The organism is Undibacterium hunanense (assembly GCF_014284335.1).
Lineage (GTDB): Bacteria > Pseudomonadota > Gammaproteobacteria > Burkholderiales > Burkholderiaceae_D > Undibacterium > Undibacterium hunanense.
Genome location: NZ_JACOGF010000006.1, coordinates 151,066 through 173,395 on the forward strand (window position 1 = coordinate 151,066; position 22,330 = coordinate 173,395).

Annotated in this window: 21 protein-coding genes; 11 read left to right on the forward strand and 10 right to left on the reverse strand. The window is 52.6% G+C overall.

Annotated features, from left to right (window positions below):
• Positions 1-197 precede the first annotated feature (197 nt).
• The gene (locus tag H8L32_RS13460) at positions 198-1,517 is read right to left on the reverse strand and encodes an MFS transporter (RefSeq protein ID WP_186947750.1); all 1,320 of its coding nucleotides are present in this window, start codon (positions 1,515-1,517) and stop codon (positions 198-200) included.
• Positions 1,518-1,668: 151 nt separating this feature from the next.
• On the opposite strand from H8L32_RS13460, the gene H8L32_RS13465 reads away from it, so the two are divergent.
• Positions 1,669-3,354, forward strand: coding sequence for an SgrR family transcriptional regulator (locus tag H8L32_RS13465; protein WP_186947751.1), 1,686 nt, complete (start codon positions 1,669-1,671; stop codon positions 3,352-3,354).
• Between the two features lie 116 nt (positions 3,355-3,470).
• Here H8L32_RS13465 and H8L32_RS13470 read toward each other — a convergent pair whose 3' ends face one another.
• Positions 3,471-4,709 (reverse strand): glycoside hydrolase family 30 beta sandwich domain-containing protein, encoded by a 1,239-nt coding sequence (locus H8L32_RS13470; RefSeq protein ID WP_186947752.1) that lies wholly within the window; start codon positions 4,707-4,709, stop codon positions 3,471-3,473.
• Between the two features lie 312 nt (positions 4,710-5,021).
• Here H8L32_RS13470 and H8L32_RS13475 point away from each other — a divergent pair, with 312 nt between their 5' ends.
• On the forward strand, positions 5,022-6,395 hold the full coding sequence (locus tag H8L32_RS13475; protein ID WP_186947753.1) for an MATE family efflux transporter: 1,374 nt from the start codon (positions 5,022-5,024) through the stop codon (positions 6,393-6,395).
• 25 nt (positions 6,396-6,420) lie between these two features.
• Here the strand turns inward: H8L32_RS13475 and H8L32_RS13480 are convergent, their stop codons facing one another.
• Positions 6,421-7,215: a type IV pili methyl-accepting chemotaxis transducer N-terminal domain-containing protein gene (locus H8L32_RS13480; protein WP_186947754.1), complete on the reverse strand. Its 795-nt coding sequence runs from the start codon at positions 7,213-7,215 to the stop codon at positions 6,421-6,423.
• Between the two features lie 243 nt (positions 7,216-7,458).
• Here H8L32_RS13480 and ychF point away from each other — a divergent pair, with 243 nt between their 5' ends.
• Positions 7,459-8,550, forward strand: a complete 1,092-nt coding sequence (gene ychF / locus H8L32_RS13485) for a redox-regulated ATPase YchF (RefSeq protein ID WP_186947755.1) — start codon at positions 7,459-7,461, stop codon at positions 8,548-8,550.
• Positions 8,551-8,728: 178 nt separating this feature from the next.
• Positions 8,729-9,910 (forward strand): GGDEF domain-containing protein, encoded by a 1,182-nt coding sequence (locus H8L32_RS13490; protein ID WP_186947756.1) that lies wholly within the window; start codon positions 8,729-8,731, stop codon positions 9,908-9,910.
• A 58-nt stretch (positions 9,911-9,968) separates the two neighbouring features.
• Here the strand turns inward: H8L32_RS13490 and H8L32_RS13495 are convergent, their stop codons facing one another.
• Positions 9,969-10,628, reverse strand: coding sequence for a cysteine hydrolase family protein (locus tag H8L32_RS13495; protein ID WP_186947757.1), 660 nt, complete (start codon positions 10,626-10,628; stop codon positions 9,969-9,971).
• 126 nt (positions 10,629-10,754) lie between these two features.
• On the opposite strand from H8L32_RS13495, the gene H8L32_RS13500 reads away from it, so the two are divergent.
• The 3 genes from H8L32_RS13500 (at position 10,755) to H8L32_RS13510 (ending at position 13,936) form a co-directional block, all read left to right on the forward strand.
• On the forward strand, positions 10,755-11,792 hold the full coding sequence (locus tag H8L32_RS13500; RefSeq protein WP_186947758.1) for a GlxA family transcriptional regulator: 1,038 nt from the start codon (positions 10,755-10,757) through the stop codon (positions 11,790-11,792).
• Positions 11,793-11,912: 120 nt separating this feature from the next.
• Positions 11,913-12,770 (forward strand): MOSC domain-containing protein, encoded by an 858-nt coding sequence (locus H8L32_RS13505; RefSeq protein WP_186947759.1) that lies wholly within the window; start codon positions 11,913-11,915, stop codon positions 12,768-12,770.
• 17 nt (positions 12,771-12,787) lie between these two features.
• Positions 12,788-13,936, forward strand: a complete 1,149-nt coding sequence (locus tag H8L32_RS13510; RefSeq protein ID WP_186947760.1) for a GGDEF domain-containing protein — start codon at positions 12,788-12,790, stop codon at positions 13,934-13,936.
• Between the two features lie 96 nt (positions 13,937-14,032).
• Here H8L32_RS13510 and H8L32_RS13515 read toward each other — a convergent pair whose 3' ends face one another.
• From H8L32_RS13515 to rsmD, 3 genes are all read right to left on the reverse strand, one after another.
• Complete coding sequence (locus H8L32_RS13515; RefSeq protein ID WP_186947761.1) at positions 14,033-14,284, reverse strand: YfhL family 4Fe-4S dicluster ferredoxin; 252 nt, start codon at positions 14,282-14,284, stop codon at positions 14,033-14,035.
• A 68-nt stretch (positions 14,285-14,352) separates the two neighbouring features.
• A complete protein-coding gene (coaD, locus tag H8L32_RS13520) occupies positions 14,353-14,847 on the reverse strand; it encodes a pantetheine-phosphate adenylyltransferase (protein WP_186947762.1) in 495 nt (164 codons plus the stop codon).
• Positions 14,848-14,901: 54 nt separating this feature from the next.
• On the reverse strand, positions 14,902-15,561 hold the full coding sequence (gene rsmD, locus H8L32_RS13525) for a 16S rRNA (guanine(966)-N(2))-methyltransferase RsmD (protein WP_186947763.1): 660 nt from the start codon (positions 15,559-15,561) through the stop codon (positions 14,902-14,904).
• A gap of 111 nt (positions 15,562-15,672) precedes the next feature.
• Here rsmD and ftsY point away from each other — a divergent pair, with 111 nt between their 5' ends.
• From ftsY to rpoH, 4 genes are all read left to right on the forward strand, one after another.
• On the forward strand, positions 15,673-16,761 hold the full coding sequence (gene ftsY, locus H8L32_RS13530) for a signal recognition particle-docking protein FtsY (protein ID WP_186947764.1): 1,089 nt from the start codon (positions 15,673-15,675) through the stop codon (positions 16,759-16,761).
• 134 nt (positions 16,762-16,895) lie between these two features.
• Positions 16,896-17,570 (forward strand): cell division ATP-binding protein FtsE, encoded by a 675-nt coding sequence (locus H8L32_RS13535; RefSeq protein ID WP_186947765.1) that lies wholly within the window; start codon positions 16,896-16,898, stop codon positions 17,568-17,570.
• Positions 17,571-17,610: 40 nt separating this feature from the next.
• Positions 17,611-18,525, forward strand: a complete 915-nt coding sequence (locus H8L32_RS13540; protein WP_186947766.1) for a cell division protein FtsX — start codon at positions 17,611-17,613, stop codon at positions 18,523-18,525.
• A 263-nt stretch (positions 18,526-18,788) separates the two neighbouring features.
• Entirely contained in the window at positions 18,789-19,688 is a 900-nt protein-coding gene (gene rpoH / locus H8L32_RS13545) for an RNA polymerase sigma factor RpoH (RefSeq protein WP_186947767.1), read from the forward strand.
• A gap of 88 nt (positions 19,689-19,776) precedes the next feature.
• On the opposite strand, the gene H8L32_RS13550 is transcribed toward rpoH, so the two are convergent.
• From H8L32_RS13550 to H8L32_RS13560, 3 genes are read right to left on the reverse strand one after another with little or no spacing between them, the layout of a single operon-like run.
• Positions 19,777-20,364 carry an SCO family protein gene (locus H8L32_RS13550; protein ID WP_186947942.1) on the reverse strand — a complete coding sequence of 196 codons (588 nt, stop codon included), beginning with the start codon at positions 20,362-20,364 and terminating at the stop codon, positions 19,777-19,779.
• Positions 20,364-21,248, reverse strand: coding sequence for a heme o synthase (gene cyoE, locus H8L32_RS13555; protein WP_186947768.1), 885 nt, complete (start codon positions 21,246-21,248; stop codon positions 20,364-20,366). Before cyoE ends, H8L32_RS13550 begins: the two co-directional genes overlap by 1 nt.
• Positions 21,245-22,330, reverse strand: a complete 1,086-nt coding sequence (locus H8L32_RS13560) for a COX15/CtaA family protein (protein ID WP_186947769.1) — start codon at positions 22,328-22,330, stop codon at positions 21,245-21,247. The genes cyoE and H8L32_RS13560 overlap by 4 nt, the downstream gene beginning before the upstream one ends.

Consider the following 22,330-nt stretch of genomic DNA (forward strand, 5'->3'; position numbering starts at 1 on the left):
TTGAAATCAAAGTGATATCACTTTAGGCCGCAAATACGAGCCTGTCAAGAAAATATGAAAACAATAGTAGAAAGGCCATGACTGGCACAGTCAGCATTTTCCACAGGGTGTATTCCTGTAGCGAAGGCAAGGTGCAAGGCATTGTATGAGCAACACCCATTCAGCTAGGGCGTGTTGACCTGGTCAAATGCCGGAACTCAGGAAAAGGGGAACAACTTCCTGATACGGTTGGATGCCATCATACTTGATGCGGCCTTCAAGCATGACACACAGCGCGTTTCTTTCTCAGCGGCTTGAGCAGGCCCGGCAGCGACCACGGGCAAGGATGCCCTGGCACGGGTGCCGGCGTAATACAGCACGACACCCATCAGGGCAGCCGCAATCAGGGTCCAGAACATGACAGCACTCCGGAAATGCGCCAGCAAGAAACCGCACACCACCGGGCTGAAAGCTGCCCCAAAAGTCGCCAGGCTTTGCGCTCCATAATAACTGCCACGCTTGTCGGCGGGTGCGATCATGTCGATAAACAGGTATTCGCAGGGAATCACGATCACTTCACCCAAAGTGAAAGCCAGCGTCGCCATCACCCAGGATATAACACTGTCGGCCTGCATAAAGCCCAGCAAACCCAGCGCATACAGCGAAACCCCCAGCGTCACCCAGCGAAACAGGTATTTTTGCTGCATGAGTTTACCAACCGGATATTGCAAGGCCACGACAGTGACCGCATTGGTGATCAGGATGTAAGGAATCAGTTTTGCTGTGGCTTGCGTACCCCTGCTCAGTATCAGGTATTGCGACAGGTAGCCGGATACAAAACGACCAAACACAAACGATGTCAGGACACTGCCCAGTGTGAAGAAAATCAGACGTCTGTCACTCTTCAGGCTGGTCAGGGTACTGCCAAAGCCGGGCTTCAGCCCGGTATCGGCAACTGCCGGTACCGTAGCGGGTGGTTGGGTGATGTTGTCTCTGGCCTGATACCCCACTATTTGCGAAGCCATCAATGAAAATATGGCAGATATCATCAAGGGTGCAGCCACCTGATACGCAAACAGCCAGGCGCCCCATACCGGACCAATGGCAAACGCCATGTTGATCAGCATGTAGTTCATGGAAAACGCACGTGGCCTTTGGTCTGGCGGCAGCAAATCTGCCAGCATGGCCTTCAGCGCGATACTGCGCAAGGTCAGCGCCGATTCAATACAGGCTAGTGCCAGCAAGGCCGCCAGCGCAAAGGCCGATACCGTCACCAGCAGCGAACACAGGGCCACGGCGATGCAGGCAAACATCATCAGACGGCGCTTGTCGAGACGATCTGTCAGATAGCCCGCATACAGACCAAACAGCGTGGAAAAGAAAATGCTGCCGCCCATTATCCAGCCTACGGCCTGCTGATCCAGCCCCAGACTGTCTGACAGATACAGGGCCATGAAGGGCAGCGCCACCGCTCGCCCCATGACAAAGACAAAAGAACTCAACAAGAGCCGGATCACTGTCGATGGGAAGCGCTTCATCATTATCCTTGTTCATCAATCTTTGTATAAATGGGCAAACCTGGCATTGAAAATCCTCGCGCACGGCATGGATGATTCTCGCTCTTTGCAAGTATCCAGAAAAAAGCAGAAAGGAAAAATGGATATAATTGAGAAAAAAATTTCCCCTTTTATGAAACTTCTCGACCAGTACCGGCGTCTCTACACTTTCTTGCAAGGCCAGACGCAACAACCAGGTCTGCCCAGCCTGGCGCAGGCCATGCATTGCAGTGAACGCAACATGCGCAACCTGCTGGCAAAAATGCAGCAACAGGGCTGGCTGCACTGGCAGGCGGGGCGCGGGCGTGGTAATCATTCACAACTGGATTTTCTACAGACACCCGATACGCTCGCGCTTGATCATCTGTCCCATCTGCTGGCACGCGGAGATCTGGAACAGGCCTTTGCCAGCCTGGAAGATGGACAGCGCCAGCAACTGGCAATGCGCCTGCCGGAATACCTGGGTGTACCTGATGCCGCTTGCCGCAGCCTGCGCATGCCGCTGTTTCGCAAGGTGGAAAGCCTGGACCCGCTGAAGGTATACGGACGCCTGGAAGCGCATCTGGTACGTCAGATTTTTTCACGCCTGACCACATTCGATCATCAACAAAATGCATTGATGCCTGCGATTGCCCATCATTGGGAAAGTGAGAAAAATGCCACCGTCTGGCATTTCTGGCTACGCCCTGGCCTGAGCTTTCATGACGGCATGGAATTGGGTGTAGATGATGTGAAAGCCAGCTTTTTACGCCTGCGGGATGAGTCGGCAATTTATCAACGTCTGTACCGTCATTTGCAGCATGTCGAGACTGGCCCCAGTCGGCGCGTGAGTTTTTATCTGGAACACCCCGATCAGCTCTGGCCACATTGTCTGGCCACTGCCAATTCTTCCATCGTGCCACGTCATCGCAACACCGACTTTGAACGCTTTCCGGTGGGCAGCGGTGCATTTCGCGTGATACGAAACAATACCTATCAACTGACCTTGCAGGCGTTCAAGGATTATTATCGCGAGCGCCCCTTGCTGGATGAAATTGATTTGTGGATGCTGCCGCCGCCATCCGGCCCGTCCGGATTTGATTTGCAGTTTGGTTATGCCAATGAAGACTGCACAAAAAAGCAAACCGTCGCCGGTGCGGAATCAGGCTGCACCTATATTATTTGCAACCCCTGCCGCAATGCTTTTAAAACGGTGGAACAAAGACTGGCTTTGGCGGACTGGCTGGCACCTGAGATGCTGATTGACCCGAATGAACGCAGCAGAAAAGCAGCATCAGGCTTGCTGGCAATCTGGAAACACCGCGTCGCGAAAAAGACCAGATGCAGCAGCTTTAAAGCTGGCTGCAAATTGCGCATGGTCAGTGGCCAGACCCAGGAAATGCTGAGCCTTGCAGCGACCATCAAGCAAAGGCTGGAAGCAGGCGGGGTCACCGTCATCTGGACCAGCCTGCCGTTTGATCAACTGCTGGCCCGTGACTGGATGAAAGACGCCGACCTGGTGGTCACCCGTGAAGTCATGCATGATGATCAGGATTTTGGTTGCTATGAATGGTTTGCCGCCGACAGTGTGTTCCGCCGCTGGATGCCGGACGCCGCCCTAAAGCACATCGATCTTGATCTGATGAAAATCAAGACACTGCCAGACAGCAAGCGCCGCATGCTGGCGTATGCCCGCATAGGAAAACGCCTGGTACAAGAAGGCTGGCTGATCCCTATTTCACACGAAAACCAGCAAGTCAGCATCGCCCCACATGTGGCCGGTGTCAGGATGACGCCATTTGGTTTTGTTTCTTTCGATGAAATGTGGCTGAAGCACTGAATAGCACCACCACGCCACCACGATCTCAGTATAGGGATTGTGGTGGTGTACGGAAAAAATTCTAAAAAAAAGCAGTAAAAAACAGGTACAAGTATCTTCAGTAAAAACTGAAGTTTTTACTGACTCACAAACGTATTAACGCTGCCCGGATCAATATAAGCGGTAGCCAGACCGCTGGTGACCGTATATTGACCAGCGTATTCATTATTGAAGCTGGACGATGTTCTGTATTTCACGAAAGCAGTTGCGCTTCCTGAACTTGCTGCACTCAATTGCAGTTTGACCTGTCTTTGTGACGTACCGTTATTGATCGCCACCACCACAATTTTTCCGCTGCTGTTTTTGTAGGCCGTGATGAACACATCCGCATAAGGTTTTTCAGTTGCGGCAATACGCGTGTAGCCAGGGCGCACATATTTTGCGTATTGCGACATGATATAACCACGCTTGCTGACATTACCATCTTCAGTGATCAGACCATACGAACGGCGGATATACCACCACACATAAGCACTGTAGTTGGCAACCATACTGTTATGTAATTCCAGCGCGGCGGGCATGGCCTTGGTCCAGTCATTGGCGTCAGAATTGTCGGTGAAATGCTCGGTCATCCACAGCTCTTTTCCCTTGCTGCGTGCGAGCGGATAATCACTGGGGCTGACACCGTACAGATGGCCCGCAACAATATCAAATTGCGGTGCTGCGTTGACATCGTTGAGTATCGGGTCTGCCAGGGTTTTACTGAAATTGAGAGACTCTGGCGTCATGACTTTCAGCGAGCCAAAGCGTGAACCCTGCGCCTTCAGGAAATTAATGAATTCGGTCGAGTTCCATTGACAGCCTTCATATGTGGGATCCCAGTCCGGTTCATTCTGAACAGAAATTCCATATAAGGCGGCGTTACTCGTTTCCATATAAGAGGCAAAGTTCAGCAGGTGCGTCGCATAATCAGGATAGTAGGTCGGTGACAGCCTGCCCGATACAAGATTATTATTGGTCTTCATATAGGCAGGCGGTGACCAGGGTGTCGCAAACAGGGTCACACCTTTGGCCTTGGCCAACTGGGCTGTGGGCACCTGCCTTTGCCAGTTGCTGTTGGAAGGGTCGATCCGCATGCGCATGATCGATAAACCGATCTGCCCGCTACCGTTACCAAAAGCACTGTCCACCTGGGCGCTGGTTAAATCGTCTATCCACCCGGCGCCATTAAAGCCACCAAATCCGCGCATGGTTTGATAACTGGTATTGGGATTGATATCTACGGCTTGCGCAAGGGCATTGGCGCTGAACAGGATCAGGAACAGGTTCGCCAGAAGGCTGAAACAAGTTCGTTTCAATGATAAAAACGTATACATAAGAAGTCTCCATATTAAGTTTATTTTGAAATAACACTTTTAATACAGGTAGTCTTCCCCAGCATCGGGTCAAACTACAGCTTCCCATTCCAGTGACGGCCGGATTATTTTTCCAGCTCAAAATACCGAATTTACCTAACCGCGGATATTATCTGAATAACAGTCATAGTACAACTTGGCGCCTGTTATCAGCGCATGTCGGGTGATAAGCAGGCATACAAGGATGCAATGCAGCTGGGGCGGTTTTGCGTAAGTCCCGGCTTTATACGGTAAGATGCTGGTCCGCATTCTTATTCGATTTGGCAGTCCCGCATGAAAACCCGTATCCGCACCGAAGCCGCCGCTCTCTGGAATATTGCCTGGCCTGTCCTGATAGGCCAGCTTGCGACCGTGGGTATGGGTGTGGCTGACGTGGCCATGACTGGCCATCTGAGTGCGGATGACCTGGCTTCGGTTTCGCTGGGGGCGAATGTCTGGGCCATCATATTGGTGACTGTCATGGGTATCATGATGGCTGTCAACACGGTGATTGCGCATGAAGTCGGCGCCGAAAATCATGAGCGCGTACCACATATGGTGCGTCAGTCTTTATGGCTGGGCCTGGGTGTAGGCCTGATCGCCTGCCTGCTGCTGAATATTTCCACCCTGATTTTTAATTACCTGCAACTGGATGACGCCATCAATGCCAAGGCATCGCAATTCGTGCATGTCATCAGTATCGGCATGCCAGCCTTTGCCATGTACCGCGCGCTGTATGGTTACACCACCAGCCTGAACCAGACCAAGCCGGTAATGATGATTGCACTGGGCGGCCTGTCTTTTAACATCGTGGTTAACTGGCTGTTCATTTATGGTCACCTGGGTTTCCCGAAACTGGGTTCTACCGGCTGCGCACTGGCGACTGGCGTCGGGCTGTGGCTGATGCTAGGCGCGATGGTGTTCTGGATGCGTCGCTCTACGGTGTATCACAGCACCTTCCCCTTCACCCATTTTGAAGCGCCCAACTGGACAGAGATACGTTCCACCCTGCGACTGGGGCTTCCGATAGGCATCACCTATTTTGCCGAGGTGTCGGCCTTTGGCGCAGTCGGCCTGCTGATCGCCCGTTTTGGTGTGGTGCCGGTTTCTGCCAACCAGATTGCACTGAATTTTTCTTCGCTGGTGTTCATGGTGCCGATGAGCCTGGGTATCGCCCTGACCACCCGTGTCGGTCAGGCTCTGGGTGAAGGTGATGCCGTGCGGGCACGCTTTGTGTCCTGGGTAGGTTTTGCCCTGTCCATGGGGTTTGCCGTGCTGTCTGCGCTGGGCATCATGTTGATGCGTGACCAGATTGCCGCCGCTTATACATCAGATCTGGCGGTGCAGGCACTGGCATCAGAGCTGTTGTTGTATGCAGCAATTTTCCAGTTGTCGGATGCTGCACAGGTAACGGCTTCGTGCGCCATACGCGGCTACAAGGTGACGCGCACTCCCATGCTGATACACCTCATGGCGTTTTACGGCTTTGCATTGCCGCTGGGTTGCCTGCTGGGCCTGGCACCAGAATGGATGCCGTGGCATCCACAACAGGCGATGGAAGCACGCGGCTTCTGGATAGGCCTGGTACTGGGCCTGACCGTTGCCGGCGTCCTGCTGACTCTGTTCCTGCAACGCCTTAGCACCAGACGTATCCGGCAAACTGCCTGAGCCATAGTCCAGGACTTCAGGCATATCAGCTCAGTTGTTGATACAGGCTGGTAATGCCATCCATGGTACTGAGGATTCTTTCGCTGGTCGTGGCCACATTGACGGCATATTGACGTGCATTTTTTGGTTCTGCGATCTGCCGCAAGGCATCGTCAAAAAACAGCCATTGCTGTTGTGCCAGGGCCAGTTCATCGCGGATGCGCGAGGTATTCGACGATGAGGCCTGCAAGGTCGCCATGCCAGCCACAAAATCTTTGCGTGCCGCATCCAGCTTGACCATGACATCAGGCGGTGCCACTCCCCATTGCTGTGCCTGGTAAAACTTGGCCATTCTTTGCGACAGCATGCGCTGCCGGCCAGACACATTCACCAGTTGCCCCATGACCGTGCCAGAAAAGGCTTCCAGCTGCACGGTCGCCTTGTTCGCCAGGCTAAGCACATCTTCATTGAGCACCATGACGAGTCTGGCATCTTGCTGATTAGGGGCTTTTTCCAGCAACACCTTTTTATACAGCAGCCAGTTTTTTTCCACTTCTGCCAGCATTTGCCGGTTATCAGGGGTGGGCGCAAAGGTTTTCAGTTCCCCCAGTTGTTTCTCGAAACTGGCCATGGATGTATCGAGTATCTTTTTTGACTGCTCGACCTCGATCCCCTGTCCCAGTTGCAGGTAGGCTTTGGCCAGACGCTGCGACAGCATGCGTTGCTTGCCCGACTTGTTGATGGCTTCGTTCAGGTTGATGACCTGCGCAATGGCATAGGTAATGACTGCCAGATTGCCCACAGCCAATGCGCTTTTGCCTATAAATCCACGTCTGTCCATATTGTTGCTCCTGTACATTTGTTGGTTTCATATGGCTTATAGCAAATTTCATACCTGTTATTTTGATAAAAATCGCCTCAAAATATGGCAGACCTGCCTGTTTCCTGTCTAAAACAGGGCAGTGATGCGGTGATGGCGATGCAGCACTTCCTTCTATTTCGGGGTATTCGCTGCGGAATCAGTCAGCAAGACCGCCAGTTCCGGTAAAATAGCGGGTTAATCAAATCCAACTGGCAAAACATCATGAGTCTCAAATGCGGCATCGTCGGCCTGCCTAACGTCGGCAAATCCACACTGTTCAATGCGCTGACCAAAGCGGGCATACCGGCAGAAAATTATCCTTTCTGCACGATAGAACCGAATGTGGGCGTCGTTGAAGTGCCTGATCCACGTCTGAAGCAATTGTCTGACATCGTCAAGCCTGAGCGCATCCAGAACGCCATCGTTGAATTTGTTGATATCGCTGGCCTGGTTGCCGGTGCATCCAAAGGTGAAGGCCTGGGCAATCAGTTCCTGGCACACATCCGCGAAACCGATGCCATCGTCAACGTGGTGCGCTGCTTTGAAGATGACAATGTGATCCACGTAGCCGGTAAAGTCAGCCCACTCGACGATATCGAAGTTATCCAGACCGAACTGGCACTGGCCGACATGGGTACGGTAGAAAAAGCCATCCATCGCGAAAACAAGAAAGCCCGCTCCGGTGACAAAGACGCAGCCAAACTGGTGGCCGTGCTGGAACGCATCATGCCAGCCCTGAACGATGCCAAGCCTGTGCGTGCACTGGGTCTGGATGCAGAAGAAATGCTGCTGATCAAGCCACTGTGCCTGATCACTGCCAAGCCAGCCATGTATGTGGCCAATGTCTCTGACAGCGGCTTTACCAATAACCCCTTGCTGGATCAGTTGACGACTTATGCGAATTCACAAAACGCCCCTATCGTGGCCATTTGTGCTTCCATAGAATCTGAAATCGCGGATCTGGATGACGCTGACAAAGCCGATTTCCTGGCTGACATGGGCATGCAGGAACCTGGCCTCGATCGACTGATACGCGCCGGTTTCAAACTGCTGGGCCTGCAGACTTACTTCACCGCCGGTGTCAAGGAAGTACGCGCCTGGACTATCCATGTAGGTGACACGGCACCGCAAGCAGCGGGCGTGATCCACACCGATTTTGAACGCGGCTTCATCCGCGCCCAGACCATCGCATTCGACGATTACATCACTTACAAAGGTGAAACCGGCGCCAAGGAAGCAGGCAAGATGCGCGCCGAGGGTAAGGAATATGTGGTCAAGGATGGTGATGTGTTGAACTTCCTGTTCAACGTTTGAGCACAACGTCTGAACGAAGCTACATACGTTTTGCACATATGCCTGGAAAGCCGCGATATTCGCGGCTTTTTTATTTCTGCTGCACCTAAGCTATAATAATTTTGACGTCACGATACACCCACTGCGGAGCAAATTTGCCTGACAAGAATCCCCACCACATCATCGATGCGAGTTTGACATGAATCTGGATGTCAGAACCATCATGCTAATGCTGAGCGGGATCAATCTTCTGGGTGCGGGGATGATGGCGCTCATCAGTTTTCATGCCGACAATGTCAGGGGTGCGCGCCAGTGGGCTCTGGGGCATTGTTGCATGTGTATCGGTATTTTTACCAGCACGCAAATGTCGCCGGAATGGCCCTTGCTGATTATCGCCGCCGTGCCGCTGATCACAGGCTGCGGCTTTGGTTTTATCTTCAACGGCATTCAAGCCTTCAAGGGAAAGCGCTGCAATTACTGGATCACCGCATGGCTGGGCTTGCAGATGATGACGCAAAGCTTGTGGTTCGGTATTGTGCAAGATGACATCCGCACCGTGTTGATCGCTAATTCCCTGTTATTCAGTGGCATATTTGCGGCTGGTGCAATCAACCTGATGGTGAAAACCACGCAACCGCTGAAGACAGCCTATTGGCTGGCCGCCGGTTCTTTTGCCTTCATTGCGCTGATGAGCCTGCTCAGGGCACTGAATCTTTTTCTGACACCTGCTCATGGAGTCGGCCTGTTCGCACAGGGCAATGTCAATCCCATCTTCCTGGTCCTTGGTGGTTTGTCACAACTGTCGATCTCGCTATCGCTGGTGCTGTTGATCACCTTCCGCCTGGTCAGTGACTTGCGCGAACAGGCATCATATGACAGCCTGACCGGTGCCATGAACCGGCGCCGTTTCGAGGACGAATCCCGACGTTTGCTGGCACGTGCCATCCGCACCGGTGAGCCGCTGTCCATCATCATGATCGATGTGGATTTTTTCAAAAGGATTAATGACCGCCATGGTCACCCTGCTGGCGATGAAGTCTTACGCCGTCTTTCCAAATTATTACAGGCAGTCATCCGCAGCGAGGATTGCCTGGCACGTTACGGTGGTGAAGAGTTTTGTATCTTGCTGGTAGGTACCCGTGAGCAGGGTGCCGCCCAGTTGGCAGAACGCGTGCGTCTGCTATATGCCGATCTGCGCATAGAATGGAAGAACGAAATCCTGCAAAGCACCTTGAGTGCCGGTGTTGCCGATTCATCGACGGTCGGCACTGATCTGTCGACCCTGGTTGGTGCCGCAGACCAGGCACTGTACAGGGCAAAAAATGCAGGACGTAACTGCATCGCCCTGCATTCCATGAACAACCAGCCTCTGCCTTCCTGATATCAGGAAAAATGTACGCGCGCTGACAGTCGCGTTTTACCTCAAACAGATTTGCAGATCAAATTCCATTCTGGCTGGCTGAATGCTGACGGCCAGCCAGATGTGATTCCAGTACATTGCTTTTGGCAAGCGGGGTCGCCGCCTGCGCAGCGCTTATCCATTCTTCAGTGCTGGTCACTGCGGCAAAATTTGAATGGAAGACTACACTGTAAATGCGATGGATTTCTTCTGCGCTGGCAAACCCGGCTGCATTGGCATAAGGCAGACTGCCGCTGGCATCGGTCAGCACTTCGACTGTATAGCCATTATGCGCAGCTTCATAGATGGTACTGGCATTGCAGTTATGGGTCATGTAACCAACGACGCTGATGGTTGTGATTTCATTTTTCTGCAACCACACCGCTGCATCGGTACCGGTAAATACGCTGGCCATGTTTTTTTCTATGCGATGGTCCGCATGACGGCTGGCGACAACTTCATGCAGTTGCCAGCTTTGCGAGCCGCGCGCAAAAATAGGGGCACTTTCTGGCGCAGAATGCTGGACAACCAGTACCGGAATACCCGCCTCTTTGGCGGCATCCATTGCCCTGCCTATATTGCGTAAAGACACCTGAGGATCAGGGTATTCAATCAACATATTGCCGGTGAAATATTCATTTTGCACATCAATGACGATCAGGGCACGTTTTACGTTTTGGTTTGTTGTAACGCTAGTCATGGCTGCTTCCTGTTGTTTGGGTTGATCAAAAATAATCAGCACTTATGCTGTCCATGTGCATCATTCTCGGTGAAAACCGGATATGGAATAAGTGACCCGATAGCCAATATTCGATACAATTGGGCCATGCATACAATTAAACCTGTCAATCGTGTGAATGTAGCTGTGCTGGCCTTTGACGGCATCAGCCCGTTTCATCTGTCTGTACCCTGCATGGTGTTTGGCGAACACCATGCGAGTATCGACCTGCCACGATTTCATCTGCGTGTATGCAGTTCCCCTTCCCCATCAGACGGCAGCGGCAGGGCTGACAAGCTGCGTACCGCACGTACCATACCTACCATACGTACCATAAGCACCAATGCCGGTTTCAGCATACAGACACAGCATGGGCTGAACGTACTGGCCCGCGCCGACATGGTGGTGATACCATCCTGGCATGATGATTTGCGTCCGGCCCCGCCGGAACTGTTGAAAGCCATACGACGCGCCCACCAGGCCGGAGCACGCATCATTGGCTTGTGTCTGGGTGCATTTGTGCTGGCAGAGGCTGGCTTGCTGGAACAGCGCAGTGCCAGCACCCACTGGGCACTGGTCAAAGAATTCTCCGAGCGTTATCCACATATCAGGCTGGATCCGAATGTGCTGTATGTCGATCATGGTGACGTGATCACTTCGGCTGGTACCGCCGCTGGCATTGATTGCTGTCTGCATGTCTTGCGCACCAGCTATGGGGCAGAAGCGGCGGCGCATGTGGCGCGCCGCATGGTGGTGGCCCCGCATCGCCAGGGCGGCCAGGCGCAATACATAGAACAGCCGTTACCGGTACTGGCCACAGATGAACGCATGGCCAAAGTGCTGGAATGGATGCTGGCCCATCTGGCAGACACCCAGCATCTGGACGAATTGGCGGCAAGGGCCTTGATGAGCAGGCGCAGTTTTACCCGCCATTTCCAGCAACAGACCGGCACCACTGTCGGAAAATGGTTGCTGAACCAGCGTCTGGCGTTGGCTCAGCGGCAACTCGAAGCGGGCAAACGGTCTATTGACGATATCGCCATGGATACGGGTTTTGGTTCCGCCTTGTTGCTGCGCCGCTATTTTGCCCGCGAATTCGGGATTTCGCCCTCGGCTTACCGGCGTGCATTTCGCGGCGAAGACTGAAGCCAGCCCCCATCCTGCGATGCAGGCATAAAATATGCCTGTAAATTGCCAGCATGAATAGCATGATCCCCTTTAAAATACCCACTACCGCATCTCTGGCCCTTAATTTATCCAATTACCATGCCAAGCATCGCTGAACTGAACATTTACCCAATCAAATCCTGCGCTGGCATACGGCTGAACACTGCCGTCCTGACGGATACCGGCCTGAGCGCGGGTGGTGTGTATGACAGGGAATGGATGCTGGTGGATGAACAGGGCCTGTTCCTGACACAAAGGGAATATCCGCTGATGGCAACGATACGCCCGGAACTGGGCAGCGAGCATTTGCTGGTACATGCAGCCAACATGACTGCTTTGCAACTCCCCCTGCAACTGCCAGCAGAACAATCTGATGATGCACCAGTACAGGTAACGATCTGGGAAGAAAGTTTTCTGGCTCTGGATGCTGGTGATGAAGCCGCCGCCTGGTTCAGTCAGGTGCTTGGCGTAGCCTGCAGGCTGGTACGCTCCAGCGTACACACCCAGCGCTTTGCCAACCAGAAATGGACCGGGGATAAACGCGTACCCACGCGGTTTTCTGATGGTTACCCCATCTTGCTAACGGGTACAGCTTCGCTCGATGACTTGAATGAACGCCTTCAACAACAGGGCCGTGACGCATTGCCAATGAACCGCTTTCGTCCTAATGTGGTGCTGGATGAGATGGAAGCCTATGAAGAAGATTATGCGGAATGCTTTGAAATCGGTGCCGACATACAGTTGCGTCCGGTCAAGCCCTGTCCGCGCTGTCCCATGCCCTCAATTGATCAACTGACCGAAAAAATCGGCCCTGATCCTTTGGACATCTTGCAGACTTACCGCGCCAACCCGCTGGTGGATGGTGGCATTACTTTTGGCATGAACGTCATTCTGGACAGTGGCGCCGGGCACACCCTGCGACTTGGTGATGAAGTCAATATGCAGATTGCCTTTTAACAGCAGAACAACTCATTATGGATAGCGCCATCCCCGCCCCTGACGACGATACCCTGGAGCTTGATGCTCAGGACGCGCTGCAAGAATTGCAACGCGAAAATCAGGCTTTGCGCGCGCGGCTGGAAAACCTGCTGGAACTGGCACATCGCAATCAAAGCATCATGGCCCGCCATCAAAACTTTGATTTAAAGATCATCGGTGCCAACAGTTTCCGTGAATTGATCACGAATATTTTCAGTGCACTGGCGATCACTTCCGAACTGGATGTGGTGTCGCTGGTACTGTTCGATAAATATGGCGACCTGCAACAAATGCTGGCTGACCTGAAAATTGATCTCAATGAATTCCCTCACCTGCTGTTTCTGCGACATGAGGTTGAATTAAGCCAGCCCGAATCAGCCTTGCGCAAACCACAGCTGGGTCTGTACCAGAGCCTGGCCTATGCATCGTATTTCACCAGTTTCAACAAGAAACCGGCCAGCATCGCCATCATCCCTATGCGCCGTCAGGGCAGGCTGATCGGTTGCCTGAATGTAGGCAGCTTCCGGGCCGACCGCTTTCAGCCGAATATGGCCACCGATTTTATCGAGCGCCTGGGCTCCATCATTGCCATCTGTCTGGAAAATGTCATCAATAATGAACGGCTGACCTATATAGGCATGACCGATCCGCTGACCAATGTCAGCAACCGTCGCTATGTGGAACAAAGAACACTGGAAGAAATAGGCCGTGCGCGCCGGCAGCGCTACAGCATTGCCTGCATGTATCTGGATATTGATTTTTTCAAACAAATCAATGACCGTTATGGACATGAAGGTGGCGATGATGTGCTGAAAGAAGTGGCAAGACGCATCAAGGCTGAACTGCGCCTGAGCGATACGCTGGGGCGGTTTGGTGGCGAAGAATTCGTGGTGGTATTGGTCAACACCAATCTGCATGATGCCATTCTGGTAGCGGAACGCATACGCAAGAGTATCGCCAGCCAGGAATTTACATTGAGCGCATCAGGCACTTGCCAGGCCACGATTTCCATCGGCCTCACAACCATCGATGAAAAGTCTAACCAGGACAACGCCAGCGTCGTCGCACGGGATATGCTGCAACGCGCAGACCGGGCTTTGTATCAGGCTAAAAACGGTGGACGCAATCAGGTACGCTGCTATTGAAGCGACAAGGGACTGCGGAAGCAGCCCCTGTGCCAGTTTTCACTTATTGAATCCGCTTAAGAATCAGCTTATGAAGCGCGGCTTATGAAACGCGGCTTATGATTCAGCCTGCAGGCTTTCATATTTTGCCTGCAACTGTGCCGGTGTCTCGCGCCATTCCGGATTGAAGGGAATGCAGCTCACCGGGCACACTTGCTGGCATTGCGGCTCTTTGTAATGGCCCACGCATTCCGTGCATTTATGAGGATCGATCTCATAAATTTCCGGGCCCATGTATATCGCATCATTCGGGCATTCAGGTTCGCAGACATCGCAATTGATGCAATCATCTGTAATCATCAGGGCCATACCAGCTCACTTCTCATTCAGGCGGTTTGTGTCAAACCGTTATTACTGCCGCTACCGGCAAACAGCTATCAAGTCCTGTCGCCCAGCGCAGCCACTTTTTGTTTCAGCCAGCGATCGACGGAAGGAAATACAAATTTTGATACATCACCACCAAACATGGCGATCTCGCGCACGATGGTGCCAGAAATGAACTGGTACTGATCCGACGGTGTCAGGAACAGGGTTTCGACATCCGGCAGCAGGTAACGATTCATGCCGGCCATCTGGAATTCATATTCAAAATCGGATACCGCACGCAGGCCGCGCACAATCACGCGCGCATCATTCTTGCGCACAAAATCTTTCAGCAAACCGGAAAAACTCTCGACCCTGACATTCGGATAATGCCCCAATACTTCATTGGCAATTGTCAGGCGTTCTTCCAGAGAGAAAAAAGGTTTTTTGCTCTTGCTATCTGCCACGCCCACGACCAAAGTATCAAAAAGACCGGAGGCGCGACGCACCAGGTCTTCGTGACCACGCGTCAACGGATCAAATGTTCCCGGATAAACGGCTGTGACCATCTTCACTCCCTTTTTCGCAATATGCATAAGGATATGCACCAAGTTGAGCAGGCATTATGCCTGATTTTCGTGCGTCTCATGCGGCAAGATGTTGCGTTGCAGTATATGAAAGAACACACTACCTGCCTTGTCTGCCCTGACAACTTGCCATTCGGAAAGTATTTTTGCCAGATTTTCATCCTCTACCGGTTCTGCCAATGAGAACTCGGCCTCTACGTACAAAACAGACTTTGCCTGCATTACACGGCTGCATAAAGGCAGGATACGGGCCAGCCAGTCCTGCCCAAAAGGTGGATCCAGAAAAACAACATCCAGCATCTGTTGTTTGTCCGCAAATACCTGTAGCGCCTTGGCGGCATCACCACGTATCAGATTACATTGGCTGGCCTGCAATTTTTCCTTGATCTGTTCCAGCTGGCGGAAGGCTGGTGTATGCGATTCCACCATATACACCTGCAAGGCACCGCGACTGGCTGCCTCAAAACCCAGGGCACCGCTACCGGCAAACAGGTCCAGGCAAGTCTTGTTTCCCCAAGCATTATCCAGCAAATGATTTAGCCAGTTAAATACGGTTTCACGCACACGGTCGGGCGTGGGCCGCAAGCCCTCTGCTTCTATGACGCTGAGGACAGTACGCTTCCACTGACCGCCGATGATCCTGACCTGATGACTGGAACGTTTGATAGGTGTAGTTTTTTTACTATTTGTTTTCATTGCATGCTTGACACTGGAGCATAAGTTTACCGGGCGCTGTCTGTTAGAATGGCAGCATTCTCATATCAGGATGGGCATTCTGGCCATCCGCATTCCGGTAAATCACTCCCGATGTTTAGTTTTTTTAAAAAGAAGCCCAAAGAAGAAGCGCCTGCTGTCATACCTGGTATTGCGCCTGCCGCTACCACTATTGAGGCACCTGTCGCCACAACGGCAGACGCGCTTGCTGCACCTGCCACATCTGCTGCCACAGTGGTGACAGCAAGCACACCAATCATTGCCGAAGTCGCCCAGGCGGAGCCAAAACGCTCATGGCTGAGCCGCCTGAAAGCAGGTCTGGCCAAGACATCCACGAATCTTACCACCCTCTTCATCGGCGCTCGCATTGATGATGATTTGTATGAAGAGCTGGAAGCCGCCTTGCTGACCGCCGATGCCGGAGTTGAAGCCACACAATTCCTGCTGGATGGGCTGAAGAAAAAGGTCAAGGAAGAAAAACTGACCGAAGCCGAACAAGTCAAATCTGCCTTGAAAGTGTTGCTGCTGGACTTGCTGACGCCTTTGCAAAAACCGCTGGAGCTAGGGCGCTATCAGCCAATGGTGATGATGATTACCGGCGTCAACGGTGCCGGCAAGACTACCACCATAGGCAAACTGGCCAAGCATATGCAAAGCCATCAGCAATCGGTATTGCTGGCAGCAGGCGACACCTTCCGTGCGGCAGCGCGTGAACAACTGACGATCTGGGGTGAACGCAATAATGTCACCGTCATCTCGCAAGAATCCGGTGACCCGGCAGCGGTAGCATTTGATGCTGTTGCTTCGGCCCGTGCACGCGGTACGGATGTGGTGATGGTTGATACCGCCGGACGCCTGCCTACCCAGCTGCACCTGATGGAAGAGTTAAAGAAAATCAAGCGCGTGATAGGCAAGGGCATGGACGGTGCACCGCAAGAAGTCTTGCTGATCATCGATGGCAATACGGGCCAAAATGCCCTGGCACAGGTCAAGGCTTTTGACGATGCATTGCAACTCACCGGCCTGGTGATTACCAAACTGGACGGCACGGCCAAAGGCGGCGTATTGGCTGCGATTGCCAAAAACCGCCCGGTACCTGTGTATTTCATTGGTATAGGTGAACAGATCGAAGATTTGCAACCCTTCAATGCGCAGGAATTTGTGGACGCCCTGCTGAATTGATGCGGGTCAGACGCACGCGCTTGAGATGGCATTAACACGTCAGACATTACAAGTTGCGTCAGCGCTGTTGTAATACTAAAACAGAATTTGAATGCTCACTTCCATTTCTCTCATTCACTCTGAATTGGCCGACCATGATAGTCTTTGAACACGTCAGCAAACAATATTCACAAGATGCCTATGCATTGAAAGATGTGTCGCTGTCGATTGCCGATGGTGAACTGATTTTTCTGGCAGGCCCTTCCGGTGCTGGCAAATCCACTCTGTTGAAAATGATCGCGGGCATAGAAAAACCCAGCAGCGGCCGTGTTAGCGTCAACGGCCAGGACATCAGCAAGCTGAAAACCAGCAGCCTGCCCTATCTGCGCCGCAAGCTGGGCCTGATACTGCAAGACCAGAAATTATTGAATGACCGTAGCGTCCTGTCGAATGTAATGCTGCCCCTGGTTGTCACTGGTGCCTCATCCACGGAAGCAGAGCAGCGTGCCCGCATCGCCCTGGAAAAAGTCGGCTTGCCGGACAAGGCAGCCAGCTTGCCCATGGCATTGTCTGGCGGTGAACAGCAAAGGGTGGCGATTGCCCGCGCCATCGTGAATCGTCCCCAGATCATACTGGCAGACGAACCGAGCGCCTTTCTGGACCGCGAAAATGCCAACAAGGTACTGGGTGCGCTCAAGGCTTTCCAGAGTGCAGGCGTGACCTGCATTATTTCCAGCCATGACGAACAGTTTCTTGACCAGGCCAGCCGCGTAATTTACCTGAGCCAGGGCCAGGTCGTGAATACCTGGAAATCATCGCTCGCTGCCTGATCCACCTACCCTACATTAGCTGCCCGCAGAGGAAGAATTCATGACCATCTGGTTTCGCCAGCATTTGTTTGCCTTAAAAAGTGCCCTGACCCATTTACGCGGCAGCCCCGGTAATTTCCTGTTTAATGTGCTGGTGGTTGCCATTGCGCTGGCATTGCCCATCGCTGGCCTGACGCTGATAGAAAATATCCGCCCCATCTCGTCACAATTGTCGATAGAACCGGAAATCAGTATCTTTGTCAGCCCGGATACGCCACGGCCAACTGCAACTGCCTTGTCGATACCGATCAAAAAGTTGCTCAAAGAAAAAAATATTACAGCCAGCCTGAACTTCATCCCCAAGGACAAGGCCCTGGCCAGTCTGGAGCAATCATCCAATCTGGCCGAAGTGCTGTCCACGCTGGGTGGCAACCCTTTGCCGGATGCCTATATCCTGTCGCTGTCGAACAATGATGCCGGCAAGCTTGATATGCTGGTGGAAGAAATCAGGCAAATGCCTGATGTCGATATCGTGCAACTGGATTCGGCCTGGGTCAAACGGCTGGCGGCACTGGTACAGATCATGCAACTGGGCTTATTGTTCCTGGCGGCAACGCTTTCTGTGGTGGTAGTGGTGGTGGTGTTCAATGCCACCCGGCTGCAAGTGATCTCTCACCAGTCAGAAATTGCCGTGACCCGCCTGCTTGGGGCGACCAATAGCTTTATCCACAAGCCGTACTACTATACTGGTGCCCTGCTCGGTTTGCTGGCCGGTGGCGCCGCTTTGGGCTTGATCGCAGCATCCCTGCAGCCCTTGAACCGGGCGATTGCAGAATTTGCCAAACTGTATGCATCCGAGTTCCATCTGCAACCACTGGGTCTGCTGCCCAGTCTGTTATTGCTGGCTGTCAGCATGGTGCTGGGCCTGGTCGGGGTATGGCTGTCGGTCAGAAGACAACTGGCACGGGCAAATTGAATCCACAGGTCAACATAGCCTGTGCATTACATCCAGACCATGTTGTAAAGTTAAAATTTACCTCAATGATTGCAACTTTCAGAGCTGGCAGCCATCTAAGCTATATAAGTACTTCATATTAATACAAGTTTTTCGATAGATTTTTTTGATGGAATTCATAGAATCACAGTATTAGCACTCTTCTCAAGAGAGTGCTAATATAGGAACTTGAACGTGCCAGATCGGGTAATTCATACTCAGGATGGCAGCAATGAGGAGGAAAAATGGCAACAACTACAACACAATTAATCCCTGCTTCTGACAGCACCGCACTGGCCCTTGGCTTTAGCGGCACGCTGGGAAATATTGATGCCTATATCTCGGCAGTCAATCGCCTGCCTATGCTCACGCATCAGGAAGAGATTGATTATGCAAAAAAATTGCGTAACGACAATGATCTCGCAGCAGCGCAACAACTGGTTATGTCGCATCTGCGCCTGGTTGTCTCGATTGCACGCGGCTACCTGGGTTATGGCCTGCCACACGCAGACCTGATCCAGGAAGGCAATATCGGCCTGATGAAAGCCGTCAAGCGTTTCGATCCTGACCAGGGCGTACGTCTGGTGTCCTATGCCATGCACTGGATCAAGGCAGAGATGCATGAGTACATCCTGAAAAACTGGCGCCTGGTCAAAGTTGCAACAACCAAAGCACAGCGCAAGTTGTTCTTTAACCTGCGCAGCCATAAAGAAGGCCTGGACGCGATGACACCGAAGCAGATTGATGCCCTGGCATCAACGTTGGATGTCAAACGCGAAGAAGTCATCGAGATGGAAATGCGTTTGTCCGGCCATGATATTGCGCTGGATGCACCGACGGATGATGACGATGAGAAATTCGCTCCCATCGCTTATCTGAAGACAGAATCCGATGAGCCTACCCGTGTACTGGAAACACGCCAGTACGATCGCCTGCAAAGCGAAGGTCTGGAATCAGCGCTGTCCAAGCTGGATGCACGTTCACGTCACATCATCGAAGCACGCTGGTTGAAAAATGATGATGGTACCGGTGCTACCCTGCATGAACTGGCCGATGAATACGGTGTATCTGCCGAACGCATACGCCAGATCGAAAGTGCGGCATTGAAGAAAATGAAAGGCAGCCTCGCCAGTTTCACTTCCTGAAACCACGGCACTGCATGAAAAAGGCACTCATCATTGAGTGCCTTTTTTACTTTTACTGCCTGATTTCTCTTTCTCGCTTTCTGTGAGATTACTGCAGCAGCATCTTCAAATCATGGGCAATCGGTTCTGGCCCCTGTCCATGCCGCAGGAACAGGCGGATACGGCCTTCGGGATCAAATACGTAGCTGCCTGCCGTATGGTCCATAGTGTAGCTGTCAGGCGTTTTGCCTGCAGCCTTTTGATAAAACACCTTGAATTCCTTGGCAACTTTGGCGGTAGCAGCAGCATCGCCATACAAACCGAGGAAGCTGGGATCAAAATTTGGTACATAGTTGGCCAGCAGGGCCTGAGTATCCCGTTCCGGATCTATTGTCACGAACAGAACCTGTACCTTTTGCGCCAGCGGCCCCAGGGATTTCATGACATTCGCCATTTCCACCATGGTGGTCGGGCAGACATCCGGGCACTGGGTGTAACCGAAGAAAATCACCACTGCCTTGCCACGAAAATCAGCCAGCGTGCGCGGCTTGCCATTGTGGTCGGTCAGGGCAAAGTCTTTCGCGTAATCGAGGCCAGTCAGGTCGGTATTCACGAACTTTTCTGCCGGTTTCTGGCAGGCCAGCAGCGACACCGCAAGCAGGGCAGCCGTCAAAGCTTTGAACAGATTGGATATCATCATAGCTTGATATAGTGGTCAATCAACAGGGCCGCAAACAGCAGGGACAGGTAAATGATGGAAAAAGCAAAGGTCTTGCGTGCCAGCGCATCATCATAGTGCTTGTAGATGCGCCATGCGTACCAAAGGAATATGGCCCCCAGTATCACCGCGCTGATCAGGTAAATCAGGCCGCTCATGTGTACTGCATAGGGCAGCATGGTGGTCGCAAACAGGGCGATGGTGTACAGCCAGATATGGAAACGGGTAAATTCCAGACCATGGGTGATAGGCAGCATCGGCAAGCCGGAGCGGGCATAATCGTCACGGCGATACATGGCCAGCGCCCAAAAATGCGGCGGCGTCCAGACAAAAATGATCAGTACCAGTAACCAGGCCTGCATGGGTACGTCATTGGCCACGGCAGCCCAGCCGAGCGCCGGTGGCATGGCACCAGACAAACCACCGATGACGATATTTTGGGGTGTCGCCGGTTTCAGGATAATGGTGTAGACCACGGCATAGCCGACAAAGGTGACGAAGGTCAGCCACATCGTGAGCGGATTAACCATGGTGTAGAGTATCCACATACCCATGCCGCCTATGACACCAGAAAACACCAGTGTCTGAAGAACGCTGATTTCACCCTGGGCTGTGGCACGGCGCGCAGTTCTTGCCATGCGCGAGTCAATTTCTTTTTCCACCAGGCAATTAACCGCAAAGGCAGCGCCAGCCAGCAGCCAGATACCGACCGTGGCAGCAACGACGATACGCCAGTCAGGCAAATCCGGCGTCGCCAGGAACATGCCTATCACCGCACAGAACACGGCTAACTGGGTGACACGGGGCTTGGTTAAAGCCCAGTACTGGGCAAAACGGTTGGAGGGCAAACTTAAAGTGGTCATAATCTATCTTTGGCAGCGGCAAGGCTCACATGCCTTATGCGGTAGTTTAACATGGTCAGCAACAGCACAAGAGTCGCTGCGCCACCATTGTGCAAAACCGCCAGTAACAAAGGCCAGGAAAAAAAGACGGTGGATACACCAATCACAAACTGGGCAACAATCGCCAGCAGGATATTCCTGCCCAGGCTTTCCAGGCCAGGAGTCTGACGGGTTTTCCAGCCTGCCCACAGGCAGACGGCCACCACCAGCAAGGCGAAATTACGATGTACCCATTGTATCGCCACCAGGGCGCTGAAAGGCAGGAAATCACCATTTACGGTCTGCCCCAGTTGTCGCCACAGGCTGAAGCCATGTTCGAAATCCATCGCAGGCATGACCTTGCCATTACATAAAGGATAGTCATGGCAAGCCAAAGCAGCATAGTTGGTACTCACCCAGCCACCAAGGGCAATTTGCATGAAGACCAGCAGCAAGGCCAGGCTGGCAGGCCACAGCAGGCGACGGGCATCTGCCTGGCGCAGCGCATCCCCCTGATGGCTCTGCTGTTCCAGACTGGCACTCAAAAGGGCCAACAAACCCATGCCGAGGATCAAGTGAGTGGTCACTATGACGGGTTGCAGCTTCAGTGTGACCGTCCAGGCACCAAATGCACCTTGCAGGCAAACGAAGAAAAGCAGGAAAGTGGATAACCAGGGTGCAGTGTTCAATTGTCGCCTGCGCGCCCACGCAATTGCCATTTGCACCACGATCAGCACACCGACGCTCATGGCCAGATAGCGATGAACCATTTCTATCCAGGCTTTTTGCAAAGTCACCGGACCGGTGGGCATGGCAATTTCTGCAGCCTTGATAGCTGCATGTGATTGCAGGGGATTAGCCTGGCCATAGCAACCCGGCCAATCCGGACAGCCAAGACCAGAATCGGTCAGGCGCGTGAAGGCACCAAACATGATCAGTTCAAACGTCAGCGTCACGGTGACGGCGATCAGTTTGCGGTATTTACTTTTTTCTTTCGAAAGAACAACCATGGTCAGCGGTATCACCGCCACTATCAAAGCTGTCAGTGCAAGTTGCAACCACAT

Excerpts from the sequence above, each read along its gene's own strand:
- H8L32_RS13460 (WP_186947750.1), bottom strand. The coding sequence starts at position 1,517 with ATGAAGCGCTTCCCATCGACAGTGATCCGGCTCTTGTTGAGTTCTTTT.
- H8L32_RS13465 (WP_186947751.1), top strand. The coding sequence starts at position 1,669 with ATGAAACTTCTCGACCAGTACCGGCGTCTCTACACTTTCTTGCAAGGC.
- H8L32_RS13470 (WP_186947752.1), bottom strand. The coding sequence starts at position 4,709 with ATGTATACGTTTTTATCATTGAAACGAACTTGTTTCAGCCTTCTGGCG.
- H8L32_RS13475 (WP_186947753.1), top strand. The coding sequence starts at position 5,022 with ATGAAAACCCGTATCCGCACCGAAGCCGCCGCTCTCTGGAATATTGCC.
- H8L32_RS13480 (WP_186947754.1), bottom strand. The coding sequence starts at position 7,215 with ATGGACAGACGTGGATTTATAGGCAAAAGCGCATTGGCTGTGGGCAAT.
- ychF (WP_186947755.1), top strand. The coding sequence starts at position 7,459 with ATGAGTCTCAAATGCGGCATCGTCGGCCTGCCTAACGTCGGCAAATCC.
- H8L32_RS13490 (WP_186947756.1), top strand. The coding sequence starts at position 8,729 with ATGAATCTGGATGTCAGAACCATCATGCTAATGCTGAGCGGGATCAAT.
- H8L32_RS13495 (WP_186947757.1), bottom strand. The coding sequence starts at position 10,628 with ATGACTAGCGTTACAACAAACCAAAACGTAAAACGTGCCCTGATCGTC.
- H8L32_RS13500 (WP_186947758.1), top strand. The coding sequence starts at position 10,755 with ATGCATACAATTAAACCTGTCAATCGTGTGAATGTAGCTGTGCTGGCC.
- H8L32_RS13505 (WP_186947759.1), top strand. The coding sequence starts at position 11,913 with ATGCCAAGCATCGCTGAACTGAACATTTACCCAATCAAATCCTGCGCT.
- H8L32_RS13510 (WP_186947760.1), top strand. The coding sequence starts at position 12,788 with ATGGATAGCGCCATCCCCGCCCCTGACGACGATACCCTGGAGCTTGAT.
- H8L32_RS13515 (WP_186947761.1), bottom strand. The coding sequence starts at position 14,284 with ATGGCCCTGATGATTACAGATGATTGCATCAATTGCGATGTCTGCGAA.
- coaD (WP_186947762.1), bottom strand. The coding sequence starts at position 14,847 with ATGGTCACAGCCGTTTATCCGGGAACATTTGATCCGTTGACGCGTGGT.
- rsmD (WP_186947763.1), bottom strand. The coding sequence starts at position 15,561 with ATGAAAACAAATAGTAAAAAAACTACACCTATCAAACGTTCCAGTCAT.
- ftsY (WP_186947764.1), top strand. The coding sequence starts at position 15,673 with ATGTTTAGTTTTTTTAAAAAGAAGCCCAAAGAAGAAGCGCCTGCTGTC.
- H8L32_RS13535 (WP_186947765.1), top strand. The coding sequence starts at position 16,896 with ATGATAGTCTTTGAACACGTCAGCAAACAATATTCACAAGATGCCTAT.
- H8L32_RS13540 (WP_186947766.1), top strand. The coding sequence starts at position 17,611 with ATGACCATCTGGTTTCGCCAGCATTTGTTTGCCTTAAAAAGTGCCCTG.
- rpoH (WP_186947767.1), top strand. The coding sequence starts at position 18,789 with ATGGCAACAACTACAACACAATTAATCCCTGCTTCTGACAGCACCGCA.
- H8L32_RS13550 (WP_186947942.1), bottom strand. The coding sequence starts at position 20,364 with ATGATATCCAATCTGTTCAAAGCTTTGACGGCTGCCCTGCTTGCGGTG.
- cyoE (WP_186947768.1), bottom strand. The coding sequence starts at position 21,248 with ATGACCACTTTAAGTTTGCCCTCCAACCGTTTTGCCCAGTACTGGGCT.
- H8L32_RS13560 (WP_186947769.1), bottom strand. The coding sequence starts at position 22,330 with ATGTGGTTGCAACTTGCACTGACAGCTTTGATAGTGGCGGTGATACCG.